Here is a 3,739-nt window from a genome sequence, read left to right on the forward strand (position 1 = left end):
GATTTCGGCGCCCCTGTCGGCAGTGGGACCAAGCGCGGTGTAGAGGATGACGCTGCGCCCGGCTTGCAGACTGGCACGGCCGCTTGCCGTTGCGCGCGTGATCGACTGCTGCGAAGCCTCCGAAACCAGTTCGACCGGGTCGACCTCGATGCCGTCGAAACCGTCGGTCAGGGCATGCCGGATCTGCCGTTCCGTGGTCGGCGAGCAACTGCCCGACACGACGGCTATCCGCTCGGCTGCGCCCGGTGGCGTGAAGCCATGTCCGGCGCCGACAATGCCATTCGACGCCCATTCGGCCAGCAACGCATACTCGACCCCGGACGAGCCGACGACAAAAGAACCGCCGGGCTTGCGAACGCGCCACAGCTCCTTGCCGGCAAGGGCCTGGGTTTCCAGATTGTCGACATCGACAAGCACGATGCCGGTGCCGTTTCCGATCATGCGATCGAACGCCACCGACCGCGACGCCGACTGCAGCGTCGCAAGGTCGACCAGCCCCGAGCTCAGCGCCGTCTGCCGCGACAGATGGATCAGCAGGTCCGACTCATCCATCGGCGTCGTCGGGTGGCGGCTCATCACCGGGTGGCGGTCGATGCGGAAATATTGGTCGCGATAGGCGGCGAACAGGTGGCCGAAGGCGGTGTAGCGCTTGAGCTGCGGCGCGCCGACCAGCAGCGGCACGCTGGCTTGCGCGAACACCGAGCGGCCGATCTCGGTGGCCCGGCCGATGCTGCCGATCGTCGGGCTGGAATCGAAGGTCGAGCAGACCTTGTAGTGACAAATCTCGGCATTCAGTGTCTTCAGCCAGGCAAAGGCATCGCGCAGGTATGTGTCCATCCATCGCGGTGTCTCGCTGCGGCTGGTGCCGGCGAGGCCGATCGCCCGGCAATGGGCAAATCGTGAAAGCAAGGCATCGTCCGGCTGGCGCATGAACAGCACGGTCGGCACACCACCGAGCTCGAGCGCCTCCATCACATCGGTCGAGCCGGTCAGGTCGTCGCCGTAATAGCTGAGAAGCAGGTCCTGCATCGTCTCAGGCTGCCTTGCCGTCGCCGAATTTTTCGATCGACCGCGCCAGTTCGGGATGGTTCAGGGCGAAGTCCGCCAGCGGAATGCCGTCGACCGCCGCTTGCCAGGCCTGCTGCACGGCGCGCACACCGGCGCCCGGCCCGTCCGGATGGCTGACGATGCCGCCGCCGCAGAGATAGAGAAGATCGACGGTCCGTCCGGTCCGCGCATATGTCTCAGGAGCCTGGCCACCCCACTGGCCAGAGCCCGCCACCGGCAAGGCGCAGTCCTCGGGTGAAAAGATCGGTGTCGTCACCGCCTTGAACGATTCGACGAAAGAGTCGTCCGGCTCCCAGTATTTCGAGGCGATGCCGTTGATCTGGAACTGGTCGACGCCGAGCAGTCGCCAGAATTGCTGCCAGACCTTGAAGTCCATGCCTAGCCCGGGGTGCCGGGTGAGGATGTCCCAGCCGTTGCGGTGAGCATGCAGCACCAGACTGGAGCGCTTCCTCAGGAACGCCATGCCACCGAAGCCGATCGAATTGATGTTGATGACAGCGCAATTGCCGCCAGCCTTCGCCACCATATCGTGGTTGCGCATCATCTCATCGGGGTCGGCATGCGAGATGCCGAAGGCATACATCACCTTCTTGCCGGTCTTCTGCTCGTGGTCGAGGATCAGCGGCACGATCGCCTTCACTCGTTCCGACAGGGGCGAATAGGCCGGGCTCATCAGCTTCTCGTCGTCCTTGATGAAGTCGACACCGGCGGCGATCAGTTCCGCCACCATTGCGGCCGTCTCATGTGGCCGCAAGCCCAGCGCCGGCTTGACGATCGTGCCGATGATCGGACGGTCCATCACACCAGTCAGCCGGCGGCTGCCGGCGACACCGAACTGGGGGCCGGGATGCGCGCCGCGATACTCCTCCGGCAATTTCATGTCGACGATGCGAATCCCGGTGAGGCCCTTGATCGAATAGGTGCCACCGATGGCAATGGTCATCAGTGCCGAAAGGTCGGTGCCGATGGCATCGAATGGAAAGGCGATATCGATATCGGCGCGCCTGAACGGCCCGTTGCCGCTGTCGGGAAGCGACGGCCGCTCGGCATCGGCCAGAGGCCGTATCGCCAGCACGCGCGCCGCCACCCGGGCTTTCAGTTCCTCGGTCTCGCCGGGCAGCGCGACGAAGGTGCCGGTCGACTGATCGCTGGCGATCTTGGCCGCCAGCGCTTCGATGCTTCCAGGCGTTTCGATGCGGTAGGTGAGGGTTATCATGGTCCGCTGTCTCAAGCCGAGGCGTTCGAAAAAGGTTCACTGGTGTTTCAAATCTGGTATAATGAGTACATAAGTATTGCAAGCCATATCCGGCAGTCGGATCGACAGACGGCAATTCCGGGAATTGTGGCGGCAGTGTTAGATAGGGCCGGGTCAAGGGAGTGATTCGCGACGATGAACCGTTCGGAACCGATTGTCCGGCGCAAGCTTTCCGATGAGGTCTTCTTGCGGCTGAAACGCCTCATTACCAGCGGCGAATTGATGCCGGGCGACGACATGCCTTCGGAACGCGAACTGATGGAGCGTTTCGAGGTCGGCAGGCCGGCGATTCGCGAGGCGATGCAGGCGCTGAGCAATATGGGCCTGGTCGCGATCTCGCATGGCGAGCGCGCCAAGGTGCTGCAGCTGACCGCCAAGTCGATCATCAAGCAGGTCGATGGCGCCGCCAAGATCATCCTGTCGTCGTCGAAGGACACGCTGGAGCACCTGAAGACCGCGCGCATCTTCTTCGAGCGCGGCATGGTCAGGGAAGCCGCCGAAAAGGCCACCGCCGAGGATGTGCTGCGGCTCAGGGCCACCGTTGCCGAACAGCGCGGCTTTCGCGGCGATTCCGAAGCCTTCATCTCCGCCGACATGAAATTCCATACGCAGATCGCCGCGATCTCCGGTAACCCGATCTATGTTGCCGTCAGCGAGGCGATGCTGGGCTGGCTGAAGGAATACCACACCGAAATGCTGATCTGGACCGGCAAGGAAAAGTTCACGCTGACCGAGCACGAAGAGATCATCGGCCGCATCGAGAAGAAGGATGCCGATGGCGCCGAGAAGGCGATGATCAAGCATCTCGAACGCTCGCGCGCGCTCTATGTGATGAATTCCGAAAAGTAACTTCAGCCGAGCCGGGTGATCGCGTAAGGCGTCATCACGACCTGGCCTCGGTCAAAAGCTGAAATGTCGACCTGCACGTCTTCCGCCGTCAGGTTCGCCAGCCACGCGATTGTCTTGCCCGAGGCGGAGCGCCCGGCCAGCGCCAGCACCTTGGTTTCATCGCTCGTCCTTGCCGACACATGCGCAAGGCCGGCCAGCTCGCAAAGCCCCTTGATGGCCCCGAAGATCGGCCGGCGCGATCCTTCCGCGACGGGTTCTCCGGATGACGCCAGCACGCCGAACGGTCCGGTGAAGCTGGAGAGCGTGAGCTGTTCCAGTCCAGCGGGCGCGACGCGCGCGGCATATCCGATCGTCCATGCAGCAGCGAACTGACCGGTGTGGCGAGGATCGCTGGCGGCCATGGCAACGCGCTGTCCCCCGGCATTGGGTTTGGTCGCGCTGCCATAGGGGTTCTGGCGCATGGCAATCGTCGACGGGCCGATCCGATAGGGCTTTGCCCCGAAGATCATCGCCCGCGCCGATTGGGTGATGAAAGGCAGCGCCTCCAGCGATTGCATGATGCTGAGA

The 3,739-nt window shown here is 63.4% G+C and carries 3 protein-coding genes and 1 pseudogene; 1 reads left to right on the forward strand and 3 read right to left on the reverse strand.

All coding sequences use genetic code 11. The annotated features are described in order from the left end of the window. Both EN964_RS28280 and oiaX read right to left on the reverse strand, forming a co-directional pair. Positions 1-1,029: four-carbon acid sugar kinase family protein (locus tag EN964_RS28280; RefSeq protein WP_164776040.1), on the reverse strand; the 1,029-nt coding region annotated here is incomplete at its 3' end. A gap of 4 nt (positions 1,030-1,033) precedes the next feature. Continuing rightward, positions 1,034-2,284, reverse strand: coding sequence for a 3-oxo-isoapionate-4-phosphate decarboxylase OiaX (gene oiaX, locus EN964_RS28285; protein ID WP_127268636.1), 1,251 nt, complete (start codon positions 2,282-2,284; stop codon positions 1,034-1,036). 174 nt (positions 2,285-2,458) lie between these two features. Here oiaX and EN964_RS28290 point away from each other — a divergent pair, with 174 nt between their 5' ends. Then, positions 2,459-3,172, forward strand: coding sequence for a transcriptional regulator NanR (locus EN964_RS28290; protein WP_063167520.1), 714 nt, complete (start codon positions 2,459-2,461; stop codon positions 3,170-3,172). A 2-nt stretch (positions 3,173-3,174) separates the two neighbouring features. Here EN964_RS28290 and EN964_RS28295 read toward each other — a convergent pair. Further along, a pseudogene (locus EN964_RS28295) lies at positions 3,175-3,739 on the reverse strand (hypothetical protein); the annotation flags it as partial.

The organism is Mesorhizobium sp. M7A.F.Ca.CA.001.10.2.1 (assembly GCF_003998575.1).
Classification (GTDB): Bacteria; Pseudomonadota; Alphaproteobacteria; order Rhizobiales; family Rhizobiaceae; genus Mesorhizobium.